At 68.4% G+C, this 25,520-nt stretch carries 24 protein-coding genes; 9 read left to right on the forward strand and 15 right to left on the reverse strand.

The window, feature by feature from the left end; translation table 11 throughout:
- Nucleotides 1-2 precede the first annotated feature (2 nt).
- Nucleotides 3-1,868: a bifunctional helix-turn-helix transcriptional regulator/alpha/beta hydrolase gene (locus ACODSL_RS01140; RefSeq protein ID WP_488898785.1), complete on the forward strand. Its 1,866-nt coding sequence runs from the start codon at nt 3-5 to the stop codon at nt 1,866-1,868.
- Here ACODSL_RS01140 and ACODSL_RS01145 read toward each other — a convergent pair.
- Nucleotides 1,865-2,728 carry a VOC family protein gene (locus ACODSL_RS01145; protein WP_488898786.1) on the reverse strand — a complete coding sequence of 288 codons (864 nt, stop codon included), beginning with the start codon at nt 2,726-2,728 and terminating at the stop codon, nt 1,865-1,867. The two genes, ACODSL_RS01140 and ACODSL_RS01145, sit on opposite strands and share 4 nt — an antisense overlap.
- 50 nt (nt 2,729-2,778) lie before the next feature.
- Complete coding sequence (locus ACODSL_RS01150; protein ID WP_488898787.1) at nt 2,779-3,879, reverse strand: NADH:flavin oxidoreductase; 1,101 nt, start codon at nt 3,877-3,879, stop codon at nt 2,779-2,781.
- A 177-nt stretch (nt 3,880-4,056) separates the two neighbouring features.
- Between ACODSL_RS01150 and ACODSL_RS01155 the strand changes: the two genes are divergently transcribed.
- Both ACODSL_RS01155 and ACODSL_RS01160 read left to right on the forward strand, forming a co-directional pair.
- Nucleotides 4,057-5,913, forward strand: coding sequence for an alpha/beta fold hydrolase (locus ACODSL_RS01155; protein WP_488898788.1), 1,857 nt, complete (start codon nt 4,057-4,059; stop codon nt 5,911-5,913).
- A 165-nt stretch (nt 5,914-6,078) separates the two neighbouring features.
- A complete protein-coding gene (locus ACODSL_RS01160; RefSeq protein ID WP_488898789.1) occupies nt 6,079-7,044 on the forward strand; it encodes a CsgG/HfaB family protein in 966 nt (321 codons plus the stop codon).
- Between the two features lie 75 nt (nt 7,045-7,119).
- On the opposite strand, the gene ACODSL_RS01165 is transcribed toward ACODSL_RS01160, so the two are convergent.
- Nucleotides 7,120-8,331, reverse strand: a complete 1,212-nt coding sequence (locus ACODSL_RS01165) for an acyl-CoA dehydrogenase family protein (protein WP_488898790.1) — start codon at nt 8,329-8,331, stop codon at nt 7,120-7,122.
- A gap of 5 nt (nt 8,332-8,336) precedes the next feature.
- Nucleotides 8,337-8,624 (reverse strand): putative quinol monooxygenase, encoded by a 288-nt coding sequence (locus ACODSL_RS01170; RefSeq protein ID WP_488898791.1) that lies wholly within the window; start codon nt 8,622-8,624, stop codon nt 8,337-8,339.
- Between the two features lie 126 nt (nt 8,625-8,750).
- Here ACODSL_RS01170 and ACODSL_RS01175 point away from each other — a divergent pair, with 126 nt between their 5' ends.
- From ACODSL_RS01175 to ACODSL_RS01185, 3 genes are read left to right on the forward strand one after another with little or no spacing between them, the layout of a single operon-like run.
- Nucleotides 8,751-9,074 (forward strand): autorepressor SdpR family transcription factor, encoded by a 324-nt coding sequence (locus tag ACODSL_RS01175; RefSeq protein WP_488898792.1) that lies wholly within the window; start codon nt 8,751-8,753, stop codon nt 9,072-9,074.
- Nucleotides 9,071-9,454 carry a hypothetical protein gene (locus tag ACODSL_RS01180; protein ID WP_488898793.1) on the forward strand — a complete coding sequence of 128 codons (384 nt, stop codon included), beginning with the start codon at nt 9,071-9,073 and terminating at the stop codon, nt 9,452-9,454. The genes ACODSL_RS01175 and ACODSL_RS01180 overlap by 4 nt, the downstream gene beginning before the upstream one ends.
- A 36-nt stretch (nt 9,455-9,490) precedes the next feature.
- Nucleotides 9,491-9,883, forward strand: a complete 393-nt coding sequence (locus ACODSL_RS01185) for a hypothetical protein (RefSeq protein ID WP_488898794.1) — start codon at nt 9,491-9,493, stop codon at nt 9,881-9,883.
- Here ACODSL_RS01185 and ACODSL_RS01190 read toward each other — a convergent pair.
- Both ACODSL_RS01190 and ACODSL_RS01195 read right to left on the reverse strand, forming a co-directional pair.
- Nucleotides 9,880-10,119 carry a hypothetical protein gene (locus ACODSL_RS01190; protein WP_488898795.1) on the reverse strand — a complete coding sequence of 80 codons (240 nt, stop codon included), beginning with the start codon at nt 10,117-10,119 and terminating at the stop codon, nt 9,880-9,882. The two genes, ACODSL_RS01185 and ACODSL_RS01190, sit on opposite strands and share 4 nt — an antisense overlap.
- Before the next feature lie 168 nt (nt 10,120-10,287).
- The gene (locus ACODSL_RS01195) at nt 10,288-10,983 is read right to left on the reverse strand and encodes a TerB family tellurite resistance protein (RefSeq protein WP_488898796.1); all 696 of its coding nucleotides are present in this window, start codon (nt 10,981-10,983) and stop codon (nt 10,288-10,290) included.
- Between the two features lie 35 nt (nt 10,984-11,018).
- On the opposite strand from ACODSL_RS01195, the gene ACODSL_RS01200 reads away from it, so the two are divergent.
- Together ACODSL_RS01200 and ACODSL_RS01205 are read left to right on the forward strand one after the other, a co-directional pair.
- Nucleotides 11,019-14,627 (forward strand): hydantoinase B/oxoprolinase family protein, encoded by a 3,609-nt coding sequence (locus tag ACODSL_RS01200; RefSeq protein ID WP_488898797.1) that lies wholly within the window; start codon nt 11,019-11,021, stop codon nt 14,625-14,627.
- A 23-nt stretch (nt 14,628-14,650) separates the two neighbouring features.
- A complete protein-coding gene (locus tag ACODSL_RS01205; RefSeq protein WP_488898798.1) occupies nt 14,651-15,568 on the forward strand; it encodes a hypothetical protein in 918 nt (305 codons plus the stop codon).
- 27 nt (nt 15,569-15,595) lie between these two features.
- On the opposite strand, the gene metH is transcribed toward ACODSL_RS01205, so the two are convergent.
- From metH to ACODSL_RS01250, 9 genes are all read right to left on the reverse strand, one after another.
- Nucleotides 15,596-18,268 carry a methionine synthase gene (gene metH, locus ACODSL_RS01210; RefSeq protein ID WP_488898799.1) on the reverse strand — a complete coding sequence of 891 codons (2,673 nt, stop codon included), beginning with the start codon at nt 18,266-18,268 and terminating at the stop codon, nt 15,596-15,598.
- Nucleotides 18,265-18,654, reverse strand: coding sequence for a hypothetical protein (locus ACODSL_RS01215; protein ID WP_488898800.1), 390 nt, complete (start codon nt 18,652-18,654; stop codon nt 18,265-18,267). The genes metH and ACODSL_RS01215 overlap by 4 nt, the downstream gene beginning before the upstream one ends.
- Nucleotides 18,654-18,920 carry a hypothetical protein gene (locus ACODSL_RS01220; RefSeq protein WP_488898801.1) on the reverse strand — a complete coding sequence of 89 codons (267 nt, stop codon included), beginning with the start codon at nt 18,918-18,920 and terminating at the stop codon, nt 18,654-18,656. The genes ACODSL_RS01215 and ACODSL_RS01220 overlap by 1 nt, the downstream gene beginning before the upstream one ends.
- 23 nt (nt 18,921-18,943) lie before the next feature.
- Nucleotides 18,944-20,008 carry a homocysteine S-methyltransferase family protein gene (locus tag ACODSL_RS01225; RefSeq protein ID WP_488898802.1) on the reverse strand — a complete coding sequence of 355 codons (1,065 nt, stop codon included), beginning with the start codon at nt 20,006-20,008 and terminating at the stop codon, nt 18,944-18,946.
- Nucleotides 20,005-20,865, reverse strand: coding sequence for a subclass B3 metallo-beta-lactamase (bla, locus tag ACODSL_RS01230; protein WP_488898803.1), 861 nt, complete (start codon nt 20,863-20,865; stop codon nt 20,005-20,007). The genes ACODSL_RS01225 and bla overlap by 4 nt, the downstream gene beginning before the upstream one ends.
- Nucleotides 20,862-21,788, reverse strand: a complete 927-nt coding sequence (metF, locus tag ACODSL_RS01235; protein ID WP_488898804.1) for a methylenetetrahydrofolate reductase [NAD(P)H] — start codon at nt 21,786-21,788, stop codon at nt 20,862-20,864. The genes bla and metF overlap by 4 nt, the downstream gene beginning before the upstream one ends.
- A complete protein-coding gene (locus ACODSL_RS01240) occupies nt 21,785-22,756 on the reverse strand; it encodes an ArsR/SmtB family transcription factor (RefSeq protein ID WP_488898805.1) in 972 nt (323 codons plus the stop codon). Before ACODSL_RS01240 ends, metF begins: the two co-directional genes overlap by 4 nt.
- A gap of 31 nt (nt 22,757-22,787) precedes the next feature.
- The gene (locus ACODSL_RS01245) at nt 22,788-23,159 is read right to left on the reverse strand and encodes a VOC family protein (protein WP_488898806.1); all 372 of its coding nucleotides are present in this window, start codon (nt 23,157-23,159) and stop codon (nt 22,788-22,790) included.
- A gap of 240 nt (nt 23,160-23,399) precedes the next feature.
- Nucleotides 23,400-24,356 carry a 2-hydroxyacid dehydrogenase gene (locus ACODSL_RS01250; RefSeq protein ID WP_488898807.1) on the reverse strand — a complete coding sequence of 319 codons (957 nt, stop codon included), beginning with the start codon at nt 24,354-24,356 and terminating at the stop codon, nt 23,400-23,402.
- Nucleotides 24,357-24,551: 195 nt separating this feature from the next.
- Between ACODSL_RS01250 and ACODSL_RS01255 the strand changes: the two genes are divergently transcribed.
- Nucleotides 24,552-25,508 carry a GntR family transcriptional regulator gene (locus ACODSL_RS01255; RefSeq protein WP_488898808.1) on the forward strand — a complete coding sequence of 319 codons (957 nt, stop codon included), beginning with the start codon at nt 24,552-24,554 and terminating at the stop codon, nt 25,506-25,508.
- Nucleotides 25,509-25,520 lie beyond the last annotated feature (12 nt).

A 25,520-nucleotide genomic window follows, 5' to 3' on the forward strand; every position in this document is an offset into this window, starting at 1 on the left:
TCGTGCTCAAGAAGACCGAGTATCCGCTATCGGAAGCGTTGCGCAGCCGCCTGGCCGACGGTCGCCCGGCGGAAGCGGTGCTGGAACACTTCCAGGTGCTGGAGGCCTCCGCGATCCGTGAGCCGGAAGCCCTGGCCGCCGTGCTGGAGGAAGCCGCCCGGCTCGACCTGTCCGAATCCCTGTTCACGCTCATCCCCGGTCAGGCCCTCGGCGTGGCGATCATCGGCGTGCGCGGCCAGCGCCTGTGGGCGGACGCCGCCTTCCGGGCCTGGTTCGGCGACGAGGCAGAGGACGACGCCGCCCAGCGGCTGCTCCGACTCGCCGGCAAGGCGGGTCAGGCCTCCGGACTTCTCGAGGCGGTCGACGGGGCCGTCATCGCCGGCTGCGCGGCCAATGCCCGGATGGCGCTGCGCTGGCCATTGCCGCCCGAGGCGCTCGATCTGCTGGCGGCCGATCCCAGGCGCATGGCGCTGCTGGGCTTCGCGCCATCGCGGGTCAGCGACCTGGCAGCCCGGGCGGCCCTCGCCTTCGGCCTGACTCCGCTGGAGTCACGACTGGCGGAGGCCCTGCTCGATGCGCCGGGTCTTGAAGCAGCGGCGGACCGGGTCGGCGTGGGCCGCGAGACGGCGCGTGACGCGATCCGCGGCGCCCAGCGAAAGACTGGAGCCCGGCGCTCATCGGACCTGGTCCGTCTGATGCTGGACCTGATGTGCGGCGAACAGCCCGAGCCGCCGGATCTGGCCGAGGTGTTCGTGACGAACTTCGGCGCCACGCCGGCCGAAGCGCGCGCCGCGGCGCTGTTCGCCCGTGGCCAGACGGCAAAGGAAGTCGCGGACGTCATGGGGACCGCGGAGAGCACGATCCGGGGGCAGCTCAAGGCGGTCTACGCCAAGGCCGGCATCAGCAAGGCCAAGGACTTCGTGCGGCTGGCGGTCGAGGCCGGGGCGCTCGACTCGATGGCGCGCACCTCCGAAACCGTGGCCGAGGTCGAAGGACTGGCTGGACGCCTCCGACTGGCGCTGCAGCGGGACGGGCGCCGGGTCGCCTTCTGGGACTATGGACCGCGCGGCGGCAAGGCGGTGCTGGTTCCGCACGGCACCATCACAGGCAGGACCCTTCCGCCGGCGTTCGTCGCGGCTCTGCACCGTCGCGGCTACCGGCCCGTGGTGCCGCAACGTCCGGGGTATGGCCTGACTGACCTGGCGACCGGCGACTATCTCGACACCGCCGCCGACGACATGGCGGCCGTGCTCGACGCCCTGCGGCTGAAGACTACAGCGCTGTTAGTCCGCGACGACGGCGTGGCGGCCGGCCTGGCTTTCGCCCAGCGACATCCGGCGCGCATCTCGGCCGGCCTGTTGATCAATCCGCGCTGGCCGGGACACGGCGTGCGCAGCCCGGAAACCGTGATGGGGGCCGTCACCCGGGCCTTTGTGGCGCGGCCTGAACTGGTCACCGTGTTCAGCGAGATGATGCGTCGCCAGACCCGCACCGAGTTGATGTCGCGGATCGTCCGGCGCTCGGCCAGTCATGTCGCCGCCGACCGCGAGGCGCTTGATCGGCCCGGCGTCCTGACCAGTATGGTGCGCGACATCCAGGCGATGGCCGCCCGGGGCAGCCACGGCTTCGCCCAGGAGCAGGGTCTCTACGCGCGGGGTTGGGAGCCGCCGGCGCTGTCCGGCGACGCCCCCTGGCTCGTCGTGGAGTGCGGTCCTCTGGCCATGCCCGGCGTCGAAGCGGCGTTCGCCGCCCTGCCCCGCGCCCGGTTCGAGGTCCTGCCGGACGCCGGCCTGCTGGCCTACCATTCACATCCCGAAGCGGTGGTCGCGCTGTTCGCTGACCATCTGGCCCGGGCAGTGTCGGGCTAGACGGGTTCGACGCGTTCAGGCTTGCCGGACCAGCGCCAGGCCATGCTCGGCCGGGATACGCCCAGCATCATCCCGCCCAGCGTCGCCGGATGCAGCCATAGCTGGTCGGCGGTCAGAGACGGGTCGCGGCCATCCGGCCGATCCAGCGTGATCCCGGCCCCGGCCTGGACGGCCAACCGTTCGATCAACGGCATCGCATTGCTCTCGGCGAAGGCCATGTAGTAGGACGCCCCTTCCCGCCGGTAGTAGCGGCCCATGGTCTTGTCCATGTCGATCGGCGTGATGACCTCGAACCGGTGGAGCCTGTCCGGATGAAACAGGGTCAGCACGCCGGTGTAGCCGAAGGCCTCGGACGTGATCGTCGTGAAGGCGCTCCGATCGAGATTGAAGGTGCGCGCGATCAGATCGACCGCCGCAGCCTGGTCGGCCGCCAGGACGGTGGCCTCGTAGAGGAAGTCGACGTTTCCCGCGGCCATCCGCTCCGCCGTCGGCGAGACGACGAACCGGATCGGCGCGCCCTCGATGTTGACGGTCACATAGTGGCGGTCATCGGCCTCGACGCAGGTCGCCCCCGTGTTGGTCGCGTGGCGGGCGACGCCGACGGCGTCCTCGCTCTGGGCCCCGGCTGCGAACAGATGCGCGCGTCCACGCCGGGCAAGTTCGTCGGCGACGACGCCGGTCCCGTCCGGTTCCAGAAACTCGATATCCGTGGTCCCGACCCGCAGCGTCATCCGCTGGGCGCCGAGGCTGTCCAGCCGGTCCCGGCCGACGAACTCAGCCCCCAGCAGGTCGCGCCACGGCATGGCCGAACCGACAGCGTCAGGCGTGGCCAGCAGGATACGGTCGATTTCGGTCAGCATGGCGGGTCTCCAGCGGGGACACGTACCGTCGGTACATGTCCCCAACCCGGCTAGTAAAGCACGCCGAGCGCCGAGCGATCGTACTTCGCCAGGTCGGCGGTGCGGCCGTCGCGGACCTTCACCACCCACTCGGGATCCTGCAGCAGGGCCCGGCCGACGGCGACCATGTCGAACTCGCCCCGATCCATGCGTTCGATCAGGTTGTCCAGCGAGGCCGGCTCGCTGGCCTCGCCGCCCCAGGAGGCGATGAACTCGCCGGTCAGGCCTACCGACCCGACGGTGATCGTCGGCTTGCCGGTCAGCTTCTTGGCCCAGCCGGCAAAGTTCAGGTCGCTGCCCTCGAACTCCGGCTCCCAGAACCGACGCTGCGAGCAGTGGAAGACATCCGCCCCGGCGTCGGCCAGGGGCTGCAGCCAGGCCTCCATGTCGGCGGGCGTCTCGGCCAGCCGCGCATTGAAGTCCTGCTGCTTCCACTGCGAGAGGCGGATGATCACCGGATAGTCCTCGCCGACCTCGCGGCGGACAGACTTCAGGATTTCTGCGGCGAATCGCGCACGCTCGGGGAGGGTCTCGCCGCCCCAGCGATCGGTGCGCAGGTTGACGCCGTTCCAGAAGAACTGGTCGATCAGATAGCCGTGCGCGCCGTGCAGTTCGATCGAGTCGAAGCCCAGCGCCTTGGCCGCGCCGGCCGCCCTGGCGAAAGCGTCGACCGCGTCGGCGACGTCTTCATCGCTCATCGCCTCGCCGAACTGGCGGCCAGGACTGGAAAGCCCGGACGGACTGTCGTAGCCGCCTTCCGGGCTCCAGGTCGGGTCTTGCGAGCGCACCGCGCCGACGTGCCAGAGCTGCGGCGCGATCTTGCCCCCTTCGGCGTGAACGCCGTCGGAAACTGTCTTCCAGGCCGCCAGTTCAGCGTCCCCGTGGAAGCGGGGCACGTTGCGATCATTGAGCGACGCGGGGCGGCCAACACCGGTGCCCTCGGTGACGATCAGGCCCACCGCGTTGTGAGCGCGGCGGGCATAGTAGGCCGCGACATCGGCGGTCGGCACGCCGCCCGGCGAAAAGGACCGGGTCATGGGCGCCATGACAATTCGGTTCTTCAGGGTCAGCGACTTGATCGTGATCGGCTGGAAGAGGGGATTGGTGGACACGGGCGGCTCCGGGTGATTCAGGCGATCCGTTTAAACGTCTGTTCGAAACAGCCGCCACGCAGAAATTCTCCTACCGATTATGGGGAGTATTCAGTCCCGAGAGCTTTGTGCACCGGAACCCGTTGTGCGCTATAGTGATCACGCATCCGGTCGAGGGATCCGGATGGAGGCTGAGTCGTGTTGAAAGCGCTCGAGTACGGTTTCCCGGATATCCTGCGGGCGCGGCTGGCTGAGGGCCGACCGTCCCAGGCGATCCTTGAAGACTGGGCGGCGATGGCCTGGGCTCTTGATCGCGATCCCGAAGCCCTGACAGCGGCCTTGACCGAAGCGGCCCAGTTCGACGCGGGTCAGGGCTCGGCCACTGTCGCGCCACGATCCGCCATCGGTGTCGCCATCGTCGAGGCGAGCGGCGAACTCGCGCTCGCCGACGAGCTGTTCTCAAAGTGGTTCGGCGAAAAGCCCGATATGTCCGCCTTCAGACGGTTGATCCGTCTGGCGGTCCGTGACGGTCAGGCCTCCGGGCTCGTCGAGGACGGTCATGGCGCCGCGCTGGCGACCTGTGCCGGGATCGGCGTCGCGGCGGCCGGCTGGCCCCTGCCCGAGGCCTGCCGCGCGGCCATGACCGGATCGCCGCGCCGTGTCGCCCTGCTGTGTTTCGCGCCTTCGCGCGCCAGCGACCTCGCCGCTCGGGCCTCCGAGGCGTTTGGCCTGACGCCGCTCGAGGCGCGACTGGCCGAGGCCCTGCTCGACGCGCCCAATCTGGATACCGCCGCCGCCCGCATCGGCGTGGGGCGCGAGACGGCGCGTGAAGCCCTGAAGAAGGCGATGAAAAAGGCGGGCGCCCGCCGTTCGCCGGACCTCGTGCGCCGCATGATGGACCTGATGTGCGGGGACCACGCGACCCCGCCGGCGCTTGAGGCCGTCCTGGCCACCTCCTTCGGCGCGACCGCAGCCGAAGCCCGGGCCGCAGCCCGCTTCGCGCTGGGCCTGACGGCGCGCGAGGTCGCGGCGCAACTGGGGGTCAAGGACGCTACGGTGCGGGGTCAACTGAAGGCCGTTTTCGCCAAGACCGGGGTCAACAAGGCCCGGGACCTGGTCAGGTTGGCCGCCGAAAGCAGCGCCCTGGCCGTGCTGTCGGGCGCCGCGGAGACCGTGCTGGAGCCGGCTGATCCCAATGGTCGCCTGCGCATCGTGGCCTCGCAGGAACGTCGCATCGCCGTCACGGACTATGGCCCCCGAAGTGGAAAGCCTGTTCTGGTGATGCACGGGGCGACCACCGGCCGACGCCTGCCGCCCGCGCTGGTCGTCGCCCTGCACGCCCGCGGATACAGACCGTTGGTTCCGCAGCGGCCCGGCTACGGCCTGACCGACGTGGCCGCCGGCCCCTATCTCGAGCAGGGCGCGGACGACATGGCCAGGGTCATGGACGCCTTGCGGATCGACAAGGCCAAGCTTCTGATGCGTGACTCCAGCACGCCGACCGGCCTGCTGTTCGCAAGTCTGCACCCGGACCGGGTCCTCGCGGGCATCGCGGTCAATCCGAAATGGCCCCAGAGCGAGGACAAGCTGCCGTCGGTGCGGCTGCCGACGTCGATGATGGGCGTGTTGTCGCGGGCGTTCGTTGAAAATCCGAACATGATCGACCTGGTCGGAGAAATCCTCCGGCGGCAGACGCGCACGGATCTGATGGAAAAGGTCATGCGCCAGTCTCTCGCCCACCTCCCCTGCGATCAACTGGCGCTCAAGACCCCGGGAGTCATGGACGCGCTGGTGCGCGACGCCCAGAGCATGTTCGCACGTTCCAGCCAGGGGTTTTCCGCGGAGCATCGCGCGTTCGTGGACGGCTGGCGGGTGCCTTCCAACGTCGGCGGCGAGCGCTGGACGGTCGCGGAGTGCAATCACCTCGTGCTGCCGGACGCCCGGGAGGTTTGGGGAGGCCTGCCTAACGTACGATTCGATGTCATCGATGACGCTGGCCTCCTGGTCTATTTCACCCACCCCGCCGTGATCGCCGATCTGGTCGCCAACGCCTGAACGGTCCCCCCCAATGGGGGACGTCTCGACGGCGCGTTAGCGTCACAGTCCGCTGACATGGCCGGAGGCTTGACTTCATGGTCGCGGCGTCGGACGGCTTGACGGGCCGTTCCGGGTCCGAAAACCGGCCAGTCGAACGCAATTTGGGAAACCCTGGAGGGAACAGTGCGCAAGATTATCGATGGCGTCGTAGGGCTTGCCCTGGCGACGATGGTCCTGGCCCCGGCCAGCCCTGCGCTGGCGCAGTACGGGATGGACAAGAAGCCGCCGGCCAACGCGGCCACTCCGGAAATGCCGAAGTGCGATAGGCCGCTGGGCGTGATCGCCATCCAGGAACCGGACAATCGCTGGTGGACCGAGCTGGGCCTCTCCAGCCCCGAAGTGCTGATCAAGCTGTTCGCCTCGCGCTCCGGCTGCTTCCGCGTCGTCGACCGCAACGCCGGTCTGGCGATGCGTGGTCAGGAACGCGACCTCGCCGGATCGGGCGAGCTGGCCCGCGGCTCCAACATCGGCCGGGGTCAGGTTGTCTCCGCGGACTTCTTCCTTGTGCCGGACATCGCCAACTCCAACTCCAACTCGGGCGGCAGCGCCATCGGCGCGATCGCGGGCAGCGTGATTCCCGGCGGCTTCGGCGCCCTGGCCGGCCAGCTGCGGACCAAGAAGTCCGAAGCCCAGGTGATCATCACTGTGGTCGACGCCCGCACGACCGAACAGATCTACGTTGCCGAGGGCACGGCCAAGAAGACCGACATCGGCTTCGGCGTCGGCGGCGGCGCGCTGGGCAGCACGGGCTTCGGCGCGGCGGCCGGCGGCGGCTACAGCAACACCGAGATCGGCAAGGTCATCACGGCGGCCTACTTCAACGCCTTTGTCGACCTGATCCACTACGCGCAGTCCGGCGCCATGCCGACCGGGGCCGACGCCTCGGCCAACGCTGGACCGGCCGCCATGGTGGCGACCCAGTCCATGCCGATGCGCTCGGGCCCGAGTCCGACGGCGTCGATGGTGCTGAACGTGCCCACCGGGGCGATCCTCTATCCGACCGGCGGACGCAATGGCGTCTGGATGGAAGTCGACGACGAGCACGGCAACCGCGGCTGGGTGTCCTCGGCCTTCGTGACCGCACGCTAGGGCCGTCAGCAGCCAGAAACGACGAAGGGCGGAGCGCCAGGCGCTCCGCCCTTTTTCATTGCCCTGACGGCTGGATCAGAGGCCGAGCACCAGCTTGGCCATGATGTTGCGCTGGATCTCGTTCGAGCCGGCGTAGATCGAGGCCTTGCGGTAGTTGAAGTAGCTGGGCGCGACCGGCGCGGCGTAGTCGGGGCCGGGTCGCGGGTCATTGGTCATCGCCCAGGTGTCCTGGACGAACGGCGTGGCGTAGCCGCCGACCGCTTCCAGGGCCAGTTCGGTGATCGCCTGCTGCGCCTCGGAGCCCGCGCACTTGAGCATCGAGGAGGCCGGGCCGACCGGCTTGCCCGAGCCCATGGCCGAGAAGATCTGCATCTCCGTGGCGTTGAGCGACTCGATGCGGATCTCCATCTCGGCCAGCTTGCGCTGGAAGTCGCGGTCGCGGATCAGCGGTTCGCCACCGTAGCCCAGTTCGGCCGAGGCGATCTTGCGCACCTTCTGCAGCTGGTTCATCAGCCCCGGCGCGTAGGCGTTGCCGCGCTCGAATTCGAGCAGGTACTTGGCGTAGGTCCAGCCCTTGCCCTCTTCGCCGATGCGGTTGGCGACCGGCACCCGGACGTTGTCGAAGAAGACCTGGTTGATCTCCTGCTCGTTGGTCGCGGGACCGTCGAGCGTCGGCAGGGCCTTCACCGAGATGCCCGGCGAATCCATCCGCAGCAGCAGAAAGCTGATCCCATTCTGCGGCTTGCCGCTGTTGTCCGTGCGGACCAGACAGAACATCCAGTCGGCCCACTGGGCATGCGTTGTCCAGATCTTCGAGCCGTTGAGGATGTAGTCGTCCCCGTCCCGCTCGGCCTTCATCTGCAGGCTGGCGAGGTCCGACCCGGAGCCCGGCTCGGAATAGCCCTGACACCACCAGAGATCGGAGTTGATGATCGGCGGCAGATGCTGCGCCTTCTGCTCGTCCGTGCCGAAAGCCATGATCACCGGCGCGACCATCTTCAGGCCCATGGGCGAAGCGGTCGGCACGCCGGCCAGGCTCATCTCCATGTTGTAGATATAGGCCTGCGACGGCGTGAAGCCCGGGCCGCCGTACTCGACCGGCCAGTTGACTGTCGCCCAGCCCTTCGAGGCCAGCTTCTTCTGCCACTTCACCTGGCCGGCCTTGTTGAGATAGCCGTTCTTCGACTGGCTCATCATCCGGCGCAGGTCGTCGTCGTAGTTCTCGGCGATCCAGTCGCGGACCTCGCGCTGGAAGGCCTTGTCGTCATCCGAAAACGCGAGGTCCATCGGGATCAGACCGCGTCGAGGTATTCGATGGACGGACGGCCGCCGAGGCAGGCGCCGATGCCGGGGCCGGCCGCCTTGAAGTAGTCGGTGCCGCCGTGCGCCGTCAGGGCGTCCTGGGAGGCGTACAGCTCAAGCACCTTGTAGACGTTGGGCTCGGTGCGGCTCTTGGTCAGCTGGTACATCAGGCAGCCGGACTCATTGGCCTTCACCTTGGCCGCGAGGTCCGCGAAGACCTTTTCCAGGTCGGGGCCCTTGCCCTCGGCCACCGTCAAAGTCGCTACGACGCCAATCATTGTTCCGCTCCCGAACGCTTGTTTGAAGGCGCGACAATGCGGCGCGGCGCGCGGCGGTGCAAGCGTGACGTTGCGGAGGCCGGCGACGCGCTTGACTCATTTCGATGTTTAGCTAACTATCGATTCATGAGCTGTGTCTTCAAGGCCCTTTCAGATCCGACCCGGCGCCGGGTGCTCCAGCTCCTGCGGGCCGGACCGATGACCGCCGGCGATCTCGCCGACCAGTTCGACGTGTCCAAGCCGACGATGTCAGCCCACTTCGCGGTTCTGAAGGAAGCGGACCTGATCCACGCCGAGAAGTCCGGAAAATCAATCACCTACTACCTCAAGCTCTCGGTGCTCGAAGAGGCGCTGATGGGGTTTGCCAACACCTTTGGACTGGGCGCGGAGCCGACCGGCGGCCGCGCTCCCCCGCCCCCCGCCATCAGGAAGAAGGCGCAATCGTCATGAAGAAATCCATCAAGTCCGCCCTGATGCAGGTCGGCGCCATGTTCGTGGTCGCCGCGACGGCGACCGTGCTCCACAAGACCGGAATCATCAGCAAGGATCTCACGACGCGGGTGCTCATGGCCTCGATCGGCCTGCTCACCGCCTGGCAAAGCAACGCAACCCCGAAGGAGGCGCCGACGGCGTCAGCCAGGAAGCGGGCCATCAATCGCCTGACCGGCTGGGCCTTCTTCGTATCCGGGCTCGCCTATACGGGGATCTGGATGTTCGCGCCGATCGACGTGGCCAACCTCTGGTCCATCGTCCCGATCCTTGGCGCGGGCGTCGCGGTGATCAGCTACTGCCTGTCCACGCGGAACCGGGCCGCGAAGGCCGCTGACTAACGCAGCCCCGGCCCCATCAGGAAAGGCCTCCGAGCCATGACGAAAACCACCAGATCCGGGCAGATCCAGGCAGCGGTCCTGATCGGGACTTCAGCGGGGGCCGCAGCAGTGGCGACCTTCAGCAAGGGTGAGATCATCAGCATGGATACCGCCACGCGCCTGTCGATGATCATGATCGGCCTGGTGCTGGCCTATCAGGGCAATGTCACGCCCAAGTCCCTGCCGGTGCTCTCCGCGCGACAGCAGGCCTACAAGCGCCTGTCGGGCCGGCTCTTCGCGCTGTCGGGACTCGCGTTCGCGGCAATCTGGGCCTTGGCGCCCCTGGACCTGGCCGCGCCGCTGTCCATGGCGCCGGTGGCGATCACGATGGTGACGGTGTTTGTCGTCTGTCTGTCGAACAGAGTCGGCCCGACGAAACCCGCCGACTAGCGGCGCTCGTTCCAGCCGTAGGCGACCCAGGAATGGCCGCCGACATTGCGGGCTTCAATGATGTCGGGATCGCCGGCCGGACGTGAGCGGACCGTGCGCTTGGCGCGGACCGCGACCCCGGCGAGCGCCAGCAGGGCGCTGGACATCAGGGCGATGAGGACAACGGTCGCGGCGGCGAAGACGGCCAGCACCGCGCCGACAGCGAGCGCGGCGCAGGTGGCCAGCGCGCCGGCCAACCAGGCCAGGCCCCTTAAGGCCGAACGAGACCCCCCCGCAGAGTTCAGTCTGTCCATCTTGTCCTCGGCGGGCCGCGAAAGGCGCGGCCATGAATTACTATTTTGTCGTTAACCGCTGAACGTCAACTGAACACATGTCAAACGGGTGAAAATTCGGCGTCTGCCCGATCAGAGGGCGCCTTCCAGCGCCAGTTCCCGACGCTCCCGGACGATGGCGTCGAACGCGGCATTGATCGCCGCGGTCTTGGTTTCCGCCACCTCGATGAACTCGCTTGGAAGGCCGCGACCGCGCGCCCGGTCGGGATGGGCGTCGGACACCCGCTGGCGCCAGGCGGCGCGCACCGCATCGTCGGCGGCATCCGGCAGGACGCCGAGGATCACATACGGATCGTCCGGCCCGGCGCCCAGGTGCGTCGCCTTCAACCGCCTGAACGTCAGCGGCGAGAAGCCGAACAGGTCCGAGACGGTCTCCAGATAGATCAATTCGTCGACCGTCACGGCGCCATCGGAGCTGGCGATATGGAACAGTCCGTCGAGCACATCTTCCAGCAATTGCGGGCAGTTCCGGTAGCGCTTGGCGAGGCGCTTGGCGTAGCTCTCGAATCCCCGCGTGGTCTGGCGGGCCAGATCGTACAGGCGGTGCACATTGCGCTCGGAACCCGAGTCGGGCTGGAAGACGGTGGCGAAGGCGTCGAACTCGTCCTGGTCGGCGCGACCGTCAGCCTTGGCCAGCTTCGCGCCCAGAGCCGTGACAGCGGTCGTGAAGGCGGGGTCCTCGCCCGGGGGGCCGGGAGGACAGTCGGGGCATTCGGCGTCGTCAACGCGACGCGCCGCGAGGCCTGCTATGGTGCGCCAGAAACTCATGGGATCAACTTGCAGCTTATGATCGTGGCGCGGACATGACAACGGTTGCCGAAAATGCGTCCGGCTGGACGTTCTGGATCGACCGTGGCGGCACCTTCACCGACGTGATCGGCCGGACGCCCGACGGCGCGGAACAGACGCTCAAGCTCCTGTCCGCGTCGCCGTCCTACCCGGACGCGGCGGTCGAGGCGATGCGCCGCCTGCTGGCGGTTGAACCCGGCTCGCCCTTTCCCGCCGGGCGGGTCGCGGCGATCAAGATGGGCACAACGGTGGCCACCAACGCCCTGCTGGAGCGCAAGGGGGCGAAAACGCTGCTGGTCACAACGCGGGGATTCGCCGACGCGGTGGTCATCGGCGACCAGTCGCGGCCCGACCTGTTCGCACTCGACATCATCCGGCCAGACCCGCTCTTCAGCGGGGTGATCGAAGCTGACGAGCGGCTGGCGGCGGACGGCGCGGTCGTTGCGGCGCTCAATGCCGGAAAGCTCGCCGACGATCTGGCCCGCGCCCGCGCCGACGGCTTCACCAGCGTCGCCATCGCCTTCCTGCACAGCGACCTGAACCCGGCCCATGAACAGGCCGCCGGCGAGATCGCCCGCGCCGCCGGATTCGACTACGTCGCCCTAAGCCACGAGGTCAGCCCCCTGCCCCGCTTCGTGCCCCGCGCCGAGACCGCGGTGGCCGACGCCTATCTGACGCCGGTATTGCGGGCCTATGTCGACCAGGTGGCCCGGGCCGTTGAGGGCGCTCCGCTGTGGTTCATGACCTCGGCCGGGGCGCTGGTCCGCGCCGAAGCTTTCCGGGGCAAGGACGCCGTGGTCTCCGGCCCGGCCGGCGGCGTGGTCGGGGTGGCGCGCACAGCGGAAAGCGCCGGCGCGGCGGCCGTGCTCGGCTTCGACATGGGCGGCACCTCAACCGACGTCTGCCGCTTCGCCGGGGTGCTGGAGCGGCGCGATGCGGCGAAAGTGGCCGGCGCGAAACTGCGCAGCCCGATGCTCGACGTCGAGACCGTGGCGGCCGGCGGCGGCTCGATCCTGACCTTCGACGGCTTCCGCGCCCGGGCGGGTCCGGCCAGCGCTGGCGCTGACCCCGGCCCCGCCTGCTACGGACGAGGCGGCCCCGCGACGGTCACCGACGCCAATCTGGTGCTTGGCCGGCTGGACCCGGCGTTCTTCCCGCCGGTGTTCGGTCCGACTGGCGATGCCGCCCTGGATCCGGAGGCCGCCCGCGCGCGGCTGGCCGAACTGGCTGAGGCCATGGGCCTCTCCGTCGAGGCCGCCGCCGAGGGCTTCGTCGCCGTCGCGGTCGAACAGATGGCACAGGCGGTGCGCCGCATCTCCACTGAACGCGGCTTCGACCCGCGCGGTCATGCGCTGGTGGCGTTCGGCGGCGCGGCCGGCCAGGTCTGCTGCCAGGTCGCCGACGCGCTGGGAGTCACCGAGGTGCTCAGCCCGCGCCACGCGTCCCTGCTGTCGGCCTGGGGGATCGGTCAGGCGCGCGTGGGCGGGATGCGCCAGGCCGGGCTGGAAGCACTCCTCGATGCCGAGGGACTCAACGCAGCCGGGGCGCTCGCTGACCGCCTCGAACAGGATGCCCGCGCAGCCCTCTCCGCCCAGGGCGCCGCCGCGGGATCCACGGAACGACGCCTGCGTCTGCGCTATGACGGCGCGGACGCGGCCCTGCCGATCGCTCCTGGCGCCCTCACCGCCGTGAAGGCCGCCTTCGAGGAGGCGCACCAGCGGCTCTTCGGCTTTGTCGAGCCGGAGCGGCCCATCCTGATCGCCAGCGTGGAAGTGGAGGCCACCGAAGGCTCCGGCAATAACGCCGCGCATCCCGGCGAAGGCCGGGACCCAGGTGTTTTTGGGCAGGTTCGGACAACCCCGGAGCATTCCGAAAAGAGCCTGGGTCCCGGCCTTCGCCGGGATGAGCGGACTGTTGTTCAAGCGAGCGCGCTTGAAGATCTGGACGGCCCCGCCCTGATCATCCGGTCCGACACCCAGATCGCCGTGGCCGCCGGCTGGCGGGCCACCGCCGAACCCGACGGACTGATCCGCCTGACCCGCACCACGCCGCTGACCGCCGGCGTCATCGCCGCCGACGCGCCGGATCCCGTCACCCTGGAGCTGTTCAACCGCCGTTTCATGGGCGTGGCCGAGGCCATGGGGGCGGCGCTGGAGCGCACGGCCCATTCGGTCAACATCAAGGAGCGGCTCGACTTTTCCTGCGCCCTGTTCGACGCGGGCGGCGGGCTGGTGGCCAATGCGCCGCACATGCCGGTGCATCTGGGCAGCATGGGCGCCAGCGTGCGGGCGACGACCGCGCGCCATCCCATGCTGCGCCCCGGCGAAGCCTTCGCGCTGAACAATCCCTACTTCGGCGGCACCCACCTGCCCGATATCACCGTGGTGATGCCGGTGTTCATGGACGACGCCGAGCCCCCGGCCTTCTACGTCGCCGCGCGAGGCCACCACGCGGACGTCGGCGGCGTGCAGCCGGGCTCCATGCCGCCGTTCTCGAAGACGCTCGACGAGGAAGGCGTGCTGCTCGACGCCGTGCCGATCATGAAGGACGGCCGGTTCCTCGAGGCGGAGACCCGCGCCGCCCTGCTGACCGGACGCTGGCCGGCCCGCGCGCCGGACCGCAACATCGCCGACCTCAAGGCCCAGATCGCCGCCTGCCAGGCCGGCGCCGCATCGGTTGCGGCGATGATCGAGGCCTACGGCGCCGAAGCCGTCGCCCGCTACATGACCTTCGTGCAGAAGAACGCCGAGCAGGCCGTACGCCGGGCCCTGACGAAACTGCAGGACGGTGAGGCCCGCGTGCCGATGGACGGCGGCGGCGAGATCGTCGTCACCATCAAGGTCGACGCCGCGGCCGGCGAGGCAGTGCTCGACTTCAGCGCCTCGGCTGATCAGCTGACGAGCAATTTCAACGCCCCCTCGGCCATTGTCGACGCGGCCGCGCTCTACGTTTTCCGCAGCCTGGTCGACGACGACATCCCGCTCAACGCGGGCTGCCTGACGCCGCTGAAGATCATCACCCGGCATGGCTCGATGCTCGACCCCGAGCCGCCGGCCGCCGTGGTCGCCGGCAATGTCGAGACCAGCCAGCATGTGGTCGACGCCCTCTATGCGGCCCTTGGCGTGATGGCCAACAGCCAGGGCTCGATGAACAACTTCACCTTCGGCGATGAGGACCGGCAGTACTACGAGACCATCTGCGGCGGCGCGGGCGCGACGATGCGGCGGGCCGGAACCAGCGCGGTCCACAGCCACATGACCAACAGTCGACTGACCGACCCGGAGATCCTCGAGCGGCGCTTTCCCGTGCGGGTCGAGACCTTCCACACCCGGGCCGGATCTGGCGGCGAGGGTCTGCATCGCGGCGGCGACGGCGCGGTGCGCCACATGCGCTTCCTCGCGCCGATGGAAGTCGCCCTGCTCTCGTCACGCCGAAGCCACAGTCCGCAGGGAATCTGTGGCGGTGGCGCCGCGCTTTCCGGCCGCCAGCGTTTGAGAACCGCCGACGGCGCTGTAAGGGAACTTACAGGCTGCTTTTCGATTTCCGTGCGGCCGGGCGACGTTGTCGAGATCGAGACCCCGGGGGGCGGTGGTTTCGGTCATCCGATCGGCGACGACGCCTGACGCAACTTTTTTCAGGACCTTGAATGGCCCCGCTCTTCTTCGCCCTCGCCCTGTTCGCCCAGGATGCCGCCACCGGCGCTTCCGACGGCCCCATGGCCACGGCCGTGCCGCGCAAGCAGGACGTCGCCGCGCTTCCGATCCAGGGCGGCGCGGTCTCGGCCCCGACCGATGACTATGGCTATGTCGGCTGGTGCTATGGCGCCATCTCCGCCTACGTTGAGCTCTACGACCTCGCCATGCCGGAAGTGACGCGCATCGAACGGGCCTGGCCCACGCCCGGCACAGAGGAGAACCTCAGCAAGGTCTATCCGGCCCAGCGGGACGAGGCGAAACAGGACATCCTCCTGTTCGTGCGCGCGATGCAGGCGGCCGAGAAGGCCAGTCCGTCGCCGATCCAGACCCAGGGCGCCGACGCCATCCGTCGCGGCCGGGCCGTCTGGACCGGGGCGACCAGTGTGCCCAAGGCCCAGCTCGCCCAGTTCTGGATGTCCTGGTCGCCGCCCGCGAAATGCGGAGAAACGGCGAAGACGCTGGAAGCCCGGTCGCTGCTGCTCGGCCAAGCCCTGACCTACAACGTGAAGCCGGTCGTGGTGGGATCCGCGCCTGTGGCCGCGCCGGCGGACCCTGTCGTCGCGGCGACGGAGGCGGCCCCTGTCCCGGCGGCCCCCGCCCCCGAGGGCGAGCCCGCCGCCGCGCCAGCGCAGGCGGACGGTGGTGACGCCCCCGCGACGACCGTCGACTCGCCTGCATCGGCCCCTGCCGAAGGCCCGGCGACCCCGGAAGCGGCCCCGGCGGCGTCCAGCGCCATCGATGACCTGCTGCCGGCGCCGGCCGCGACGCCCGCGACGGCGCCTCCAGAAGCTGCCGCTCCGACCGCTCCAGCGCCGGCGCGTGCGAAAAGGGGCAAGGGCGCGAAGCCTGTTCTGCGCGGCGCGCAGTAGCGGCTGGCCTGTCGAAGGACGCGGTCTCTAGGCCGCCGCGTCCCTGCCAGCTGCATCCGGATCGTACGCGAGGATCGGGGCCAGCCAGCGTTCGGCGGTCGCCAGGCCCCACCCCTTACGGGCGGCGTAGTCGCTGACCTGGTCGCGGTCGATGCGCCCGACGCCGAAGTAGTGGGCGTCGGGATGGCTGAAGTAGAGGCCGCTGACCGCCGCCGCCGGGCTCATGGCGAAGCTCTCCGTCAGCTTCATGCCGGTCTGAGCCTCCGCGTCCAACAACTTGAATAACGTGGCTTTTTCGGTGTGATCAGGCTGGGCCGGATACCCCGGAGCCGGGCGGATGCCGCGATAGCGCTCGCCGATGAGATGATCGAGGTCGAAGGCTTCGTCCGGCGCGTAGCCCCACAGCTCGGTCCGCACGCGGTGGTGCATGGCCTCGGCGAAGGCTTCCGCCAGGCGGTCGGCAAGCGCGGCGGCGAGGATGGCGGAATAGTCGTCGCCGGCGTCCTTGAAGCGCTTGGCGATCTCCGGCTCGCCATGACCCGCGGTGACCGCGAAACCACCGATCCAGTCCGCCGGGCCGCCGATCGGGGCGACGAAGTCGGACAGGGCCGCGTTGGCCTTGTCGCCGGTCTTGGCCATCTGCTGACGCAAGGTATGCAGCCGCGCCAGCTCCGTCGTGCGGCTCTCGTCGGCATAGACCACGATATCGTCGCCGTCCGACTCCGCCGGCCAGAAGCCGACCACGCCGCGGGCCTGGAACCAGTTCTCCTCGACGATCTTCGCCAGCATGACCTGGGCGTCCTTCCACAGGTCGCTGGCGGCCGCGCCGACCACGTCGTCCGTCAGAATGTCGGGGAACCGCCCGACCAGCTCCCAGCTGGCGAAGAACGGTGTCCAGTCGATGTAGTTCGCCAGTGTTTTCAGATCATAGGAGTCAAACGCTCGCGTGCCGGTAAAGCTCGGCCTCGGCGGCGGCGACCCGGCCAGATCGATCGCGAAGCGGTTGGCCCGCGCCCGGGCGATCGGCGTGCGGGTCTTCTGCTCCTGGCCCCGGGCGAACTGCTCGCGGACCTTCACATAGTCGGCGCGGGTCTGGGCTTCGAAGGCCGCCTTGTCGGTCTTCGACAGTAGCTGAGAGACCACCCCCACCGCCCGGCTGGCGTCCAGCACATAGGTGGTGGAGGCCGCGCGATAGGCCGGCGCGATCTTCACCGCCGTATGGGTCTTGCTGGTCGTCGCCCCGCCGATCAGCAGCGGGATGTCGAAGCCACGCCGCTCCATCTCGGCGGCGACGAAGACCATCTCGTCCAGCGACGGAGTGATCAGGCCCGACAGGCCGATGATGTCGACGTTGTGGGCCTTCGCCTCGTCCAGAATCCGGTCGGCGGGGACCATGACGCCCAGGTCGATGACCTCGTAGTTGTTACACTGCAGGACCACGCCGACGATGTTCTTGCCGATATCGTGGACATCGCCCTTCACCGTGGCCATCAGGATCCGGCCGGCCTGCTCGCGCGGCTTGCCTTCCTTCTCGGCTTCCATGAACGGCATCAGCCAGGCCACCGCCTGCTTCATCACCCGGGCCGACTTGACCACCTGCGGCAGGAACATCTTTCCGGCCCCGAACAGGTCGCCGACGATGTTCATCCCGTCCATCAGCGGGCCTTCGATCACGTGCAGCGGCCGTTCGACGGTCAGCCGCGCCTCTTCCGTGTCGGCGTCGATGAACTCGGTGATGCCATTGACCAGCGCATGGGCCAGCCGCTCGGCGACCGGCAGACCGCGCCAAGCCTGGTCAGCGACCTGAACCTTGCTGCCGTCGCCCTTGTACTTCGGGGCCAGATCCACCAGCCTCTCGGTCTGAGAGCCGCCGGCCTTCGGACGCCGGTTGAGGATCACGTCCTCGACGGCCTCGCGCAGCTCCGGCTCGATGTCGTCATAGACCGGCAGATCGCCGGCGTTGACGATGCCCATGTCCATGCCGGCGTTGATCGCATGATACAGGAACACGCTGTGGATCGCCCGGCGCACCGGCTCGTTGCCGCGGAAGCTGAACGAGACGTTCGACACCCCGCCCGACACCCGTGCGTAGGGCAGCAGCTGCTTGATCCGCCGCGTCGCCTCGATGAAGTCGACGGCGTAGTTGTCGTGCTCCTCGATCCCCGTCGCCACGGCGAAGATGTTCGGGTCGAAGATGATGTCCTCGGGCGGGAAGCCGACCTCGTCCACGAGGATGCGATAGGCCCGCTCGCAGATGGCCACCTTGCGGTCGGCGGTGTCGGCCTGGCCTTCCTCGTCGAAGGCCATGACCACCACGGCCGCGCCGTAGCGCAGGCACAGCTTCGCCTGGGCGATGAACTCCGCCTCGCCGGCCTTCATCGAGATCGAGTTGACGATGGCCTTGCCCTGCACGCAGCGCAGGCCGGCCTCGATGATCTCCCACTTGGAGCTGTCGATCATCACCGGCACCCGGGCGATGTCCGGCTCGGCGGCGATCAGGTTGAGGAAGGTGACCATGGCCGCCTTCGAATCCAGCAGCCCCTCGTCCATGTTGATGTCGATGACCTGCGCCCCGGCCTCAACCTGCTGGCGGGCCACGGACAGGGCGGCCGCATAGTCGCCCTCTGCCACCAGTTTGCGGAATTTGGCCGAGCCGGTGACGTTGGTGCGCTCACCGATGTTTACGAAGACAGGTCTCATTGGGACGGGGGACTTTCAAAGGCAGGCTCCCGCCCGGCCAGGGCCAGACGACGGGAGAGAATGGCTTGCGGAGCGCCGGCGGCGACGAGGCCGGGCCAGCATTTCGGATCGAGGGTGCGGTGCTCGGCGAGCGTCGCCACCAGCCGCGACAGGGTGGCGAGGTCGGCCGTCGCGGCGATCTTCACCACCAGCGGACCCGACAGCACCTTGGCCGGCACGGCCGTGGTCGGCGGGATGTCGGCGCGTCCGCAGGCGGTCAGGAAGGCCGCGCCCAACGAAAACAGCGCCGCGTCGCTGACCGCCCGCCGGTTCAGCCGGCTGCGGATATCGCGCAGCATCTCGGTCTCGATGGGGCCGAGGGGCAGGACGGTCTTAAGGGCGGTCATCAGGCGGCCGTCAGGTATTGGAGGCAATCGGCGACCGTGAAGCTTGGATAGCGGCGGATACCCAGCCATCGTTCGACCGCCCCGAAGAAGTCGCCTGGCTCTCCAGGACAAACGACAACCGCTGGCAATGGACGGCCAGAACGCTTCTCCAGCCAGCCAGTGAACTCATCCATATCGCCACCGCTGATGCGAAGGTCGTAGTAGATCTCGGTCGTGTCGGTGATCGGGAAGCCATCCCTTACGGAGAGCTCGGTCAGCTTATTCACGAGGTCGGCTCTGGTCGCTCTCATCACGCCAGCTCGAACGCTTCCAACCCCGCCAGCCGCATGGCGGTCGGGCGTTCGGGAACGGCGCGCGGGGCCATGCCGGCCACGGACTGCGCCACATGGGCGATATGGTCGGGCGTCGTGCCGCAGCAGCCGCCGACGATGTTGACGATGCCGCTTTCGGCCCACTCGTGCAGCGAACAGGCCGTCTGGTGCGGCTCTTCGTCGTACTGGCCCATGGCGTTGGGCAGGCCTGCGTTGGGATAGGCCGCGACCAGGGTGTCGGCGATGCGCGACAGCTCGGCGATATGCGGCCGCATCAAGTCCGCGCCCAGCGCGCAGTTCAGGCCGATGGCGAACGGTTTGGCGTGACGCACGCTGTTCCAGAAGGCCTCGACCGTCTGGCCCGACAGGGTGCGGCCGGAACGGTCGGTGATCGTCCCGCTGATCCAGATCGGCAGCTCTTCGTGGCCCTCTTCGTCGCGCAGGTCGAGGATCGCCTTGATGGCCGCCTTGCAGTTCAGGGTGTCGGTGATGGTCTCGATCAGGAACAGGTCGACCCCGCCCTCGTAGAGGCCCTTCACCTGCTCGCGATAGGCCTCGTAGACCTGGTCGAAGGTCACGGTGCGCGCGCCGGGATCGTTCACGTCCGACGACATCGACAGCATGACGTTCAGCGGCCCGAGCGAGCCGGCGGCGAAGCGCGGCTTGTCCGGCGTCTGTTCAGTCCAGCGGTCGGCGGCGGCGCGGGCGAGTTTGGCGCCTTCGAGGTTGATGTCGTAGGCGGCGCTCTCCAGGCCGTAGTCACGCTGGGCGATCCAGGTGGCGCTGAAGGTGTTGCTCTCGCTGATGTCGGCGCCGGCCGCGAAATAGGCGTCGTGCAGCCCGGCGATGATATCCGGCCGGGTCAGGCAGAGGACGTCGTTGTTGCCCTTCAGCTGACCGTTGTGGTCGGCAAAGCGCTCGCCGCGGAAATCGGCCTCGCTCAGTCCTTGGCGCTGGATCATCACGCCCCAGGCCCCGTCGAGTACGAGAATGCGCTGTTTCGCGGCAGCCTTGAGGGCTGCGATGCGGTCCTGACGGCTCATTGGGCGGCTCCCTGCTGGCGGGCCAGTTCTGTTTCAAAGGCGGTGCGCGAGGCGGCGATGCGACGGCCAGGTTCGGTCGGATCGACGAACGGGCTGGGCTTGCCCGCCGCCATGGCCGCACGCTTCTCGGCGAAGCCGAACTGGTCGGGATGCGGAGCCAGGAAGACGTCCGCCTGCATCGCCGCCAGGCGGACGAAGCTCGCGCGATAGTCGGCGACGATCCCCGGATACTGCGGCTTCGGCGCCAGCCGGTTGGCGGCCACCGTCGTGCTGCACCAGAGCATCGCCTTGCGCACGACGCCGTCGATCTTCACGGGGAAGGTCCAGGTCGTGCAGCCCGGCGTATGGCCGGGCGTGATGTTGGCCGTCAGGGTCACGCCGCCCAGGGTGACGGTGTCGCGGTCCTTGATCACCGCATCGACCTTGACCGGTTTGAAGCGCAGCCAGGCCACATCTTCAGACCCCGGATAGATGCCGCGTTCCAGCAACGGCTTGTCGCCGGCGCTGGCCAGCAACGTCGCGCCGGTGTCGGTCTTCAGCTGCGCGAATCCCGCCGCATGGTCGAAGTGAGCGTGGCTGTTGAGCAGGATCTTCACGTCAGACGGCTTGTAGCCAAGCGCCTTTATGTTGGCCTCGATGCCGGCGACGTTCTGCTCCATCGGCCCGTCGATCAGGATCAGCCCCTTGGGCGTGACGATCAGGAACGCCGACAGGCCCTCGCTGCCGACGTAGTAGAGGTTGTCGCCAATCTGCAGAGGCGGGGTCGGCCGGATCCATTCGGGCGGCATACCCTGGGCGACCGCGACACCCGTCAGGGCCAGGGCGGCGAGGATCGGTATCAGGAAGCGCTTTTTCATGCCGCCGCCTCCGTCGACCCGATCGGGGCCTCCCGCACGCCGAGCACGCGGCAGATGGCGTAGACGAGATCCGCCCGGTTGAGGGTGTAGAAGTGGAAGTCGCTGAAGCCTTCCTCGGACAATTTCGCGCACATCTCCGCGGCCACCGAGCCGGCGATCAGGCGTCGGGTGTCGGGATCGTCGTCCAGCCCGTCGAAAAGACCGCCCAGCCAGGCCGGCAAGGGGATGCCGCAGGGCTCGGCCATGCGCTGGAGTCCCCTGAAGTTGGACACAGGCATGATCCCCGGCGAGATCGGGATGGTCACGCCCGCCTTGCGGACCTTGTCCATGAACCGCAGGAACACGTCAGTGTCGAAGAAGAACTGGGTGATCGCCCGCGTCGCCCCGGCATCGACCTTGGCCTTCAGCACATCGATGTCGTGGTCGATCCCCGGGCTCTCGGGGTGGACCTGCGGATAGAGGCTGACCGACACTTCAAACGGCGCGACCTTGAGGATACCGGCCGTCAGTTCGGTGGCGTTGAGATAGCCGTCGGCGCGTGGCTCGTAGGCGCCGCCGATCGCCCCCGGCGGGTCGCCGCGCAGGGCGACGATGTGGCGGATGCCGCTTTCCCAGTAATCCCGAACCACCTCGTCGACCTCGGCGCGCGAGGCTCCGACACAGGTCAGGTGGGCGGCGGGCTTCAGCGTCGTCTCGTCGAGCATCCGCTTTACGGTCCGGTGGGTCCGTTCGCGGGTCGAGCCGCCGGCGCCGTAAGTCACGGAGACGAACGTCGGGTTCAGCGGCTCCAGCCGCCGGATGGCGGCCCACAGGCTTTCCTCCGCCTGGGGCGTCTTTGGCGGCGAAAACTCGAACGAGACGCGCACGCCGTTGTCGCGGCCGCCGGCCCGGGCGACCGGGCCCAGGGCTGAAGGGGGGGTCATGCGGCGCTCCTCTCGGCCAGGGCAGGCCGTCGGGCCGTCCATATCTTCACGGTCAGTCCCGCCTCGGCCGCGGGCGGCAGGGCGGCGGCGGTTTCCAGTTCAAGGCCGACCGCGGCCACCCAGCGGCCGATCTCCTCGTCGGAGAAGCCAAGCCTGCGGTGCTGGTGCTGCTCGCGCAGATACTCCAGCGCGTGCGGGGCGAAGTCGACGATCAGCAGCCGGCCCGTCGCGGCGACCAGGCGCCCCGCTTCGGCCACGGCGGCAGCCGGATCGCCGAGGTAGTGAAGCACCTGATGGACCGTCACCAGATCGGCACAGCGGTCTGGAAGCCCGGTGGCAAAGATGTCCCCGTGGCGCAGTTCGCAGGCCGTCAGCCCGGCCTCACCGACATTGACCCGCGCGATGTTGAGCATCTGCTGCGACAGGTCCAGGCCGACCGAGCGGCGCGCCTGCCCGGCCAGAAGGGTCAGCATGCGGCCGGTTCCGGCGCCCAGGTCGACCATCAGGCCGAGCGGCTCCGGCCCGACGGCCTTGCGGATTTCCGCCTCGACCTCGGCTTCGGCCACATACAGCGAGCGGATCTCGTCCCAGCGGGCGGCGTTTCGGGCGAAGTAGGCGGCGGCCTCGGCGCCACGCTCGGTCGCCACGCGCGACAGCCGTTCCGCATCGGCCGCCAGCTCCGCGTCGGCGGGATCGATCAGCGCCAGCGTCTGGTCGGCCAGCGCCCGCCCCGGCCCCTGGGCCGCGAGCCTGTAGAATACCCAGGCCCCGTCCGGAAATCGTTCGACCAACCCAGCTTCGGCCAACAGCTTGAGGTGACGCGACACACGCGGCTGACTCTGGTCGAGCACGGTGCACAGCTCGAGCACCGACAATTCCTCGCGCGCAAGAAGGGCAAGAACGCGCAACCGCGTGGGCTCGCCCGCCGCGCGCAGTATCTCCACAGCCTGTCCCGATGACATCACCATGGGGATATAAGGATATCTTTATATGATTAAGTCAAGCCTTGTCGGGCAAGGGTTCCCAGAGCTCGACCTTGATGCCCGCGGGGTCAAGAAGCCAGGCGAAGCGACCGTTGGGATCCGAATCGTCCCGCCCGAGCGGAGTCACGCCGGCCTGCGCGGCCCGGGCGAGAACACCGTCCATATCCTCGACGATCAGGTTGATCATGAACGGCTGGGTCGACGGTGCGAAATAACCGGTATCCGCCTTGAATGGGCTCCAGACGGTGTAACCCTTGTCCGGATGCTGGAACATCGCGCCGCCCCAGTCCTCGATCGCGAAGCCCAGGACATCGCGATACCAAGCGCGGACCGCGTCACCGTCCTCGGCCTTGAAGAACACCCCGCCTACGCCCAGGACACCGGTCATGCTCGCCTCCCTGCCATCTCCGACACTAGACAGCAGGGAGCTTGCCGGACAAGCGCGGCGTCATCACCACTGGCAAAAGTGATATCACTTTGATATGAGTGTTTTCGCAGGCGGGGAGCGACTCCGCCACCTCGGAGGTCTCTCGATGCTTGGCCGCGTTCTGAAAACCCCGCGAAAGCGGCTTGTGGCAGCGGTGCTGTTCGCGGCGCTCCTGGCCGCCGGCGTGGGCGTGCTTCTGCTTCAGGCCTGAACCGGCGACAGCAACGGTTGGCCCTGGAAGAACAGCCGCAGGTTTTCCAGCGTCTGACCGACCATCTTCGGAATGCTCTCGAGCGTTCCGCCGGCGGTGTGCGGCGTCAGGACGGTATTGGGCACATCGGCCCAGCGCCCTGCTGGTGTCGGCTCGGTCTCGAAAACGTCCAGGGCCGCCATGCCGAGCCGCTCGTCCTTGAGCGCGGCGATGAGAGCGTCCTCGTCGACCACCGAGCCACGCGCGACATTGACCAGACAGCCGCGAGGACCAAGCGCCTCGATGACCGCCGCCGAGATCAGATGGTGGTTCGCCGCATCGCCGCGGCAGGCGACGAACAGGGCATCGCTGTCCCGCGCCAGCGCCAGCAGGCTCTGGGCCTTGGGCCAGTGGGTTTCCTTGTCGTTCGGCCCCCACCAGGAGACGGTCATCCCGAACGGCTCCACCCGTCGCGCAATCGCCGCGCCGATATGGCCGAGCCCGACGATGCCGGCCTTGCGGCCGATGAGGCCCGGACGTGGCCGCATGCGTTCGGCGGGTGTCCAGCGCCCTTCCCGCACCATCCGGTCCCCTTGAACGATCCCACGCCAGGCCGCGAGGAAGGCCCCCACCGCATGATCGGCGACATCCTCGGCGTTGAGCCCCTGCGAATGGCTGACCGCAATGCCATGAGCGCGGCACCAGGGGACGTCGACGCCGTCGTAACCGACACTCACGCAGGCGATCAGACCCAGGCGCGGCATGTCCGCCAGCAGATCCGGCGTCAGCTTGATCTCGCCCGCATGGACAATCGCCTGCACGTCGCGACCAGGTCCAGCGAGGAAGGCCGCCCGATCCGGGTGGTCCCATAGACGGATGATGCGGTAGGCCGGCTCAAGCGCGCCCTGCAACGGCGCGAGCGTTTCATGCGAGATGAGAACGACGGGAGGGGTCTGGGCATTGGTCATGCCCCGACATCGCCGCCCATGGCCGGTCCGTCAATCGAAGACGTCTGAGTATGCCAAGCGATCGACCTGGCCGCCTGAGCGACGCTTCCGCTTCATCACAGATTTGATCAGAGGCGGTTGATTGCAACGATCAAGAGCGATTGGCGGATTGCGCTTCCAGAAAATGGGGTTTTCAGTATCCGGCGGGTGGGGACGATGACCGATGATTCCGCGGTCGAAGGCTTGCGGCGACAACAGCGGCTTGTCTTTCGATGCGTAACGACATTTCTGCTCGATCTGGTCGCGCGGCAGATTCGCCGGCACGACGGCGACTTTACGCGCGCGGTCGTCTACCTGGCGGCCATCCAGGCGAGCCGATCTTCCCAGATTGGCGTGGCCAAGCCCCTTCCCCCGCGCGTCTTCAGTGTCCGGGCGATCGCCCAGTCGATGAACCTGCCGTACGAGACCACGCGGCGAAAGGTGGCCGAGCTTGAGGTCGCAGGGCTGGTCCGGCGGAGGGAGGGCCGCGGTCATATGGTCGCGCCCGAGCCACTCGAAGGGGTCGACTACCGCGCCGACGGTGAGGCGAGCTGGCTGGCGCTGCGCACGGTCATCGGCGACCTCCACGCGCTCGGGTTCGACTTCAGCCAGTTTGCCGGCGGTTCACCCCGGGCGACTCTGCGGGCCCCGGCCGACGCCGACCGCATCGACGCAATCGCCATGCTGATCAACGATTTCTTGCTGCGCGTGCTGGAGGCAGGCGTCGACCCCCATGGCTCTATGATCGATGCGGTCATCTTCTGCACGCTGTTACTGATAAACGCCGAACTGGTCACCAACGACCCCCATCTGGCCTGGGTCTATGCCGGCGCCGAGACCCCCCCGCCGGACTCGCACCGTCGTCCGGCGACCATCACGGGTCTCGCCCAGTCTCTGGGCCTGCCGCACGAAACGGTGCGCAGGCGCATCCGGCTCCACCGCGAAGCTGGCTGGGTCAAGCGCGTCACCGGCGGGTATCTGATTACCGTCGAACGGCTGCAGCATCCGGCGGTATTGCAGACCGGATTGATGGTCTCGCACCGCTTCCTGCAGCTGCTCCAGGCCGTCCGCGCGCTGGGCGTGGACATCGACGCCCTCGCCCGGGATATGGACGGGGCCGCGAAACGCGCCTGACCGGAATTTCGC

The sequence above is a fragment of the Caulobacter sp. FG121 genome (assembly GCF_057809815.1).

Bases quoted from the DNA above. Each gene is read 5' to 3' on its own strand.
- ACODSL_RS01145 (WP_488898786.1), bottom strand. From the start codon at position 2,728: ATGCTGACCGAAATCGACCGTATCCTGCTGGCCACGCCTGACGCTGTC.
- ACODSL_RS01165 (WP_488898790.1), bottom strand. From the start codon at position 8,331: ATGGACCTCGCGTTTTCGGATGACGACAAGGCCTTCCAGCGCGAGGTC.
- ACODSL_RS01170 (WP_488898791.1), bottom strand. From the start codon at position 8,624: ATGATTGGCGTCGTAGCGACTTTGACGGTGGCCGAGGGCAAGGGCCCC.
- ACODSL_RS01175 (WP_488898792.1), top strand. From the start codon at position 8,751: ATGAGCTGTGTCTTCAAGGCCCTTTCAGATCCGACCCGGCGCCGGGTG.
- ACODSL_RS01180 (WP_488898793.1), top strand. From the start codon at position 9,071: ATGAAGAAATCCATCAAGTCCGCCCTGATGCAGGTCGGCGCCATGTTC.
- ACODSL_RS01185 (WP_488898794.1), top strand. From the start codon at position 9,491: ATGACGAAAACCACCAGATCCGGGCAGATCCAGGCAGCGGTCCTGATC.
- ACODSL_RS01195 (WP_488898796.1), bottom strand. From the start codon at position 10,983: ATGAGTTTCTGGCGCACCATAGCAGGCCTCGCGGCGCGTCGCGTTGAC.
- ACODSL_RS01200 (WP_488898797.1), top strand. From the start codon at position 11,019: ATGACAACGGTTGCCGAAAATGCGTCCGGCTGGACGTTCTGGATCGAC.
- ACODSL_RS01205 (WP_488898798.1), top strand. From the start codon at position 14,651: ATGGCCCCGCTCTTCTTCGCCCTCGCCCTGTTCGCCCAGGATGCCGCC.
- metH (WP_488898799.1), bottom strand. From the start codon at position 18,268: ATGAGACCTGTCTTCGTAAACATCGGTGAGCGCACCAACGTCACCGGC.
- ACODSL_RS01215 (WP_488898800.1), bottom strand. From the start codon at position 18,654: ATGACCGCCCTTAAGACCGTCCTGCCCCTCGGCCCCATCGAGACCGAG.
- ACODSL_RS01225 (WP_488898802.1), bottom strand. From the start codon at position 20,008: ATGAGCCGTCAGGACCGCATCGCAGCCCTCAAGGCTGCCGCGAAACAG.
- bla (WP_488898803.1), bottom strand. From the start codon at position 20,865: ATGAAAAAGCGCTTCCTGATACCGATCCTCGCCGCCCTGGCCCTGACG.
- metF (WP_488898804.1), bottom strand. From the start codon at position 21,788: ATGACCCCCCCTTCAGCCCTGGGCCCGGTCGCCCGGGCCGGCGGCCGC.
- ACODSL_RS01240 (WP_488898805.1), bottom strand. From the start codon at position 22,756: ATGGTGATGTCATCGGGACAGGCTGTGGAGATACTGCGCGCGGCGGGC.
- ACODSL_RS01245 (WP_488898806.1), bottom strand. From the start codon at position 23,159: ATGACCGGTGTCCTGGGCGTAGGCGGGGTGTTCTTCAAGGCCGAGGAC.
- ACODSL_RS01250 (WP_488898807.1), bottom strand. From the start codon at position 24,356: ATGACCAATGCCCAGACCCCTCCCGTCGTTCTCATCTCGCATGAAACG.
- ACODSL_RS01255 (WP_488898808.1), top strand. From the start codon at position 24,552: ATGACCGATGATTCCGCGGTCGAAGGCTTGCGGCGACAACAGCGGCTT.